At 62.8% G+C, this 5,515-nt stretch carries 4 protein-coding genes and 1 pseudogene; 2 read left to right on the top strand and 3 right to left on the bottom strand.

Going from position 1 to position 5,515, the window contains the following annotated elements; all coding sequences use genetic code 11:
• The 3 genes from VFA16_RS14280 to VFA16_RS14290 form a co-directional block, all read right to left on the bottom strand.
• Positions 1-884, bottom strand: an 884-nt coding sequence (locus VFA16_RS14280; protein WP_324968449.1) for a phospholipase D-like domain-containing protein, incomplete at its 3' end; no start/stop codon positions are given.
• Positions 885-905: 21 nt separating this feature from the next.
• Positions 906-2,684, bottom strand: coding sequence for an ABC transporter ATP-binding protein (locus VFA16_RS14285; protein ID WP_324968450.1), 1,779 nt, complete (start codon positions 2,682-2,684; stop codon positions 906-908).
• Between the two features lie 38 nt (positions 2,685-2,722).
• Positions 2,723-3,274: a hypothetical protein gene (locus tag VFA16_RS14290; protein ID WP_324968452.1), complete on the bottom strand. Its 552-nt coding sequence runs from the start codon at positions 3,272-3,274 to the stop codon at positions 2,723-2,725.
• A 550-nt stretch (positions 3,275-3,824) separates the two neighbouring features.
• Here VFA16_RS14290 and VFA16_RS14295 point away from each other — a divergent pair.
• Both VFA16_RS14295 and proA read left to right on the top strand, forming a co-directional pair.
• Positions 3,825-5,117: a serine hydrolase domain-containing protein gene (locus VFA16_RS14295; protein WP_324968453.1), complete on the top strand. Its 1,293-nt coding sequence runs from the start codon at positions 3,825-3,827 to the stop codon at positions 5,115-5,117.
• Between the two features lie 66 nt (positions 5,118-5,183).
• Positions 5,184-5,515 (top strand): annotated as a pseudogene (gene proA / locus VFA16_RS14300) (gamma-glutamyl-phosphate reductase); the annotation flags it as partial.

The following is a 5,515-nucleotide window of genomic DNA, read 5'->3' on the forward strand; positions in this document are numbered from 1 at the left end:
CAGTCGTGTTGCGCCACTTTGTGCAGGCGTTCGGTGACATGCTCGTCTCGCACTTCGATCGCGAGCTCCCGGCGGCTGTCGAAGCTGCCCGGCGCCAGGTTGATCGACCCGACGATGCCCCGAACCCCGTCAGCCAAAATCATTTTGGCGTGCAGCTTGAGGTGCTTGAGCTTGTGGATCTTGACTCCCACGTCATCGAGGATGCGCAGACCACCGACGCCTTCGATGAGCTTGTCCTTCTTGAGGGTATGCGGCGAACGAGCCATGACGTGGACTTTCACCCCGCGCCGCGCAGCTCGCACCAGGCGCTCGATGATGATGGGGTCCTGATAGCGCTCGTTTTGCACGAACAGGAAATGCCTGGCGTCGTCGATGAATTCGGCGAGTCGATCCCGTCCGTTGATCGGACACCAGATGAGCCGGGAGAAGTGGCCCGGATCAAAGGTCTGCCGGCTCCAGTCGGCTTCGAAACAATCGATGATCTCCTTCACCTCGAAGTCATGTGACGTCGCCACCGCATAATCCCGTGTCTCGGTGAAGTTCTCCGTCGCCCAGTTCAAAGATTTGACGAATGCGTGCGCGTCATCGACCACCATGGACTTCTCGTGCGTGAGGTCAAAAGCGGGATTGCTGTCAAGCACTTCGACCCCGCCCTCGGTCAGCCGGGCGCGCGCCTCCTCGTTGTCCTCTTCACCGCTGCGGCGCGCCGGATTGAGCATGACCCGCACCTGCACGCCACGCTTTTTGGCGGCGATCACCGCGTTCAACAGCTCCGGGTCGGAAAAGACGAACATCTTGATTCGCAGCGACTTCGTCGCCCCGTTGACGGCATCGAGTACCGGGCGAGCCGAGTCGTCTGGCAGAACGATGATGGAACGGGACATGTGACCTCCGTGGCTCGGAACTTACGCCGAGGTTTCCTGATACTGGATGCGATGCAGCCCGGCGTAAACGCCGCCCAGCGCCAGCAATTGCTCGTGGGTGCCGGTCTCTGCGACCACCCCATCTTTGAGCACGATGATGTTGTGCGCATCGCGGATCGTGCTCAGGCGGTGGGCGATGGTGATGACGGTCCGGCCTTTCATCAACCGTTCCAGCGCCTCGATCACCAACTCTTCGGACTCGGTGTCAAGCGCCGCCGTGGGCTCGTCGAGGATCAGAATCGGGTTATCCCGGATGATGGCACGCGCAATCCCGATGCGTTGCCGCTGCCCCCCGGAAAGGGTCAGACCCCGTTCGCCCACCGGACTGTCGTAGCCGTGCGGCATGCGGCTGATGAACTCGTGGGCGTTGGCGAGCTTGGCGGCGTGGACGATCTCGTCATCGGTGGCGCGAGGATGGCCGTACGCGATGTTGTCACGCACGCTTCCGCGGAAAAGCACAGTGTCTTGGAGAACGAAGCCGATGTGCTGGCGCAGTTCGTGGAGCTTGTAGTCCCGAATATCGACCCCGTCGATCTTGATGCTACCGGCGTTGGGATCGTAGAACCGCGGGATCAGGCTCACCACCGTGGACTTGCCGCTGCCCGTAGGGCCGACCACCCCCACCAACTGGCCCGGCTCGATGGTGAAACTGACGTCGCGCAAAACCGGTTGTGCCGCATCGTAACCGAACGACACGTGCTCGAATTCAACTTGGCCGCGCAATATCTGCGGCTCTATGGCGTCGGGGCGCTCCGGAATGATGGCGTCGGCGTCGAGGATCGCCCGGACACGCTCAACGCCGACCGACGTCTGCGCGATGGTATTGGTCATCGTGGCGAGGTCCTGCACCGGCTTGAAGAACATGGCCAGATACGAAAGGAAAACGGTGAGGGTGCCGACCTCCATCGCCCCTGCCATCACCAGCGACGTACCCCGCCACAGCACCAGCCCGGTGCACGCCGCGACGACGATATTGACGACCGGTGACAGCAGTGCCTTGATCTTTCGGGCCTGCAGTCCTGCCTGCACGGTCTGTATGCCGACCCGTCTGAGTTCCTCCTCCTGGAGGTCCTCCCGCTCGAATGCCTGCACCACTCGGACCGATTCCAGGCCCTGCTGCACTGTGCTTACGATATCGGCCTGGCGGAGTCGTACTTCATGGGTTGCCTTTTTCACTGCCTTTCGGACTCGCGACACGAAAAAGAGCAGGAACGGCGTCACCGCGACGGCAATCAGCGCGAAATCCCAGCGTATCGCGAACATTACGGCGAGGATCCCGACAATTTGCAGGATGTCGATAATCATGTCGGTAACTGAGCCGGAGGCGAAGTCCTGGATTGTGTCGACGTCGTCGTTGATGGTGCTGACGATTGCGCCGACTTGGTGGCTGTCGTAATAGCTCAGTGAAAGCCGTTGCAGATGATGGTACGTCCGCGTGCGGAGATCGTAAGCGACCCACTGGCCGACGACCTCGGTGTAGTAGTTACCGATATACGACGAGATCGCATTCAAGACGGCGATGATGACGAAAAAGATTGCCGCCAGCTCTGCGATATGTGCTCTGCTGCTGCCGCCGAACACCGGCAGCAGGCCCGTCATCCACTGCGGCAGAGGATGTTTCGTAACGACAACGTTGTCGAGGATGATCTTGAGTGGCCACGGTCCGGCCAAGTTCATGGCCGTCTGCACCAGCATGGCAGCCAGGATGATGCCGATAACCCAGCGGTAAGGCCGGATCAGTTCAAGAATGAGGCGCGTCATGGCAACCTTCTTCCCTTGGCTGGGCGAAACCGCAGACTCTAGGCCGGCAAGCCCTTTTTGATCGCGTTGTCCTGCTGCTGGCCGAACTCAGTGACGGCGTCGGGTGTTATCGGATCTTGTGTGGGGCCGGCGAATTCGACGGTTGTCGCCGCCTTGCCTTCGGTGAATAGCAGCACGCTCACCGATTTCGACCCGTCCGGCGACGATCCCGAGACGATAATTCCTTCGGTTCCCACGGGCGCCGGTTGCGTCTTTGGGTTGACGACTCGGTTGCCTAACCCCGCCTGCGATTGTTTCAGCGAAGTCGCCGCCGCTGAATTGTCCGACAGGACCAGGATGGTATCGGTGATTTTGCGAGTTTTATCGCGGTGCGTGTAGACGTCTTGGACGCCGGTCTGTCCATTCGGGTTCTGCACCGGCGGAGCGGCTGAGTAGGCGCTGGTATCCCAGACCTCGTTGGGGTTAACGAGCAAGTTGCTGTACTCCGCTTTGGGTGGGGACCCCGGAGAACTGCAGCCGCCGATAACGACACCGAATGCCAACAGCGTGCTCGCCGTCAGGGTGCCCAACCGGCTGGCGGGAACGGTCATCGTGAAGTTCTCCGATCGGGTGGTGCTATCAGCAGGGGTAACAGGCCCAGCCGCGCCAGCCGTCGCGCCAGACCCACCCGGCGCCGCAGCCGTGAGTGCCGGTCCCGCCATGGCAATCGAGCGGTTCTATGGCAGGTGTTCGGGGCGCGACGGGTTGCGTGTACACGTTTGTGTCGTGCGTAATTTGCGCGGCATGGGCAGGCTGAGCAGTCATTAACGCCCCCGCTATCAATGCAGTAGCGGCTAGGGCGCTCGCGATACTGCGCATTGAATTCTCCTCAGTTGGCCGGGCTATGGGGATAAATCACGTTACGCCCCCTTAGTCGGCTACTTGGCCGGAATTGATCCGGTTCGCCGGAAATCGTGCACGTGAAAACGGTCGCGGAGCACCGGTATTCGCTGCGGGTATTTGATCGAATAGCGGTACCGCGCAGCGGTCGCGGCCTACACTTCGCCGAAGGGTCACGCGTTGAGCGAACACTTACCCCACGGCTAGGGGATCAGCCGACCTAACCCCTGCGGAGCCGAACGGGAGTGGGGAAGGCCAGCCATGAACGGTATGTCGCGGCGGCAATTCGGACGGCTCGCGGCTGGGGTGGGTGCGCTCGGGCTGAGTGGGGTGACGGCCTGTAATGCGCAGCGCTCCTCGCCACCGCCTGAGCAGACCGAGACCGCCAATCCTGGTCTGGACGCCCGCACCCGGCCGATCAGGCTCACCCAGGCCCAGCTAGACCGGATCATCGGTAACCAGGCCAACTCGCTGCTCGACAACCTGCGGGCAAAGACCCCCGGAGTGAACTACGCGGTGGCGGTGGCGTTCGCGTATCCCAACCACCAATTCAATCCCTATTACATGTTCGGCACGGTGGCCGACCAGGGGCCGCCCACTCCGAGAACCATTTTTGCTATCGGCTCGATCACCAAGACCTTCAGCGCCGCGATGTTCGCCAACGGAGTCGTCACCCGCCCGGACTGCTTCGACTGGGATGCGAGCCTGAGCCGCTATCTCAACGGATACCTCGCTGGCAACGGCAATCTGAGCGCGACGATGCAAAAGATCACGCCGCGGATGCTTGCCCAGCACACCTCAGCTCTGCCCCGCGAATCACTTGGTCCGCAAGACGGCGTCGGGCTCTTTGAAACCAGCCCCTCGGCCCCGCCGCCCGACCTGCTGAATTTCTGGCGCACCCACAACGGTCCGCAACCGGGCAGCTGCTGGCGCTATTCGGACATGGGGTTCATCACGCTGGGCTTCACCACCGTCTCCGCTTACGGTTGTGCCGCCGGGGCGAGTCCCGGCGGGCCGCCGGGCCAGGCCTATGCCAGCCTGCTGCAGCAACAGATCACCGGGCCGCTGAACATGCCCGACACCATGACGATCGTGCCTAACGGAGCGCCGCTGGCGCCGGCGTTTCCCAACGGTGGTCCGCAGGTCTCGTCCGGCGGCGCGTCGGACATCAAGTCGTCGGCCACGGACATGCACACCTGGCTGATGACACAACTGACGGCCGCCAACCAATCGTCACCGCTGATGAAGGCGCTAGCTTCGACGACCCAGTACTCGCCGTTGTCGGTCAATCTGTGCGGCGAATCGCAGCGCGGACCGGCGAACATGGGGCTGGCCTGGGACGTTAGACCCGGCCAGCCGCCGATCGTCTGGAAGAACGGCCTGACATCGTTAGGCGGCTGCTCCTGCTGGATCGGTATGACGATGCCGGGGCCCACCCAGCAGCCGCTCGGCGTCGCTGTCCTGCTCAACGGCTACTGGCAGAAGGGCCAGCCGAACATCGTGGCTGACGACGCCGGATTCGCGATGCTCAGACAGATCTCTGCCGCCATCTAGCTCTGCGCGGCGGCTGCTCGCCCCGGGCATTCGCGGTGGGCGCAGCAAGCCCGATACGCTGGGGTAATGAGTCTGCAAGCTCCGTCGCGTCGCGACTTGCGTCAAGAAGTCCATGACGCCGCGCGCCGCGCCCGCGTCGCCGCCCGCGCCCTGGCGTCGCTGCCGACTGCGGTGAAGAATCAGGCACTGCACGCATCCGCGGATGCGCTCCTGGCCAACGTCGACAAGATCCTGGCCGCCAACACCGAAGACCTCGACGCTGCACGTGACGCCGGCATACCGGCGGCGATGCTCGACCGGCTGGCGCTGAACCCCCAGCGCATCGACGGAATCGCCGGCGGCCTGCGTCAAGTCGCCGGGCTGCCCGACCCGGTCGGTGAAGTGCTGCGCGGCTACAC

This window comes from Mycobacterium sp., assembly GCF_035653355.1.
Classification (GTDB): domain Bacteria; phylum Actinomycetota; class Actinomycetes; order Mycobacteriales; family Mycobacteriaceae; genus Mycobacterium.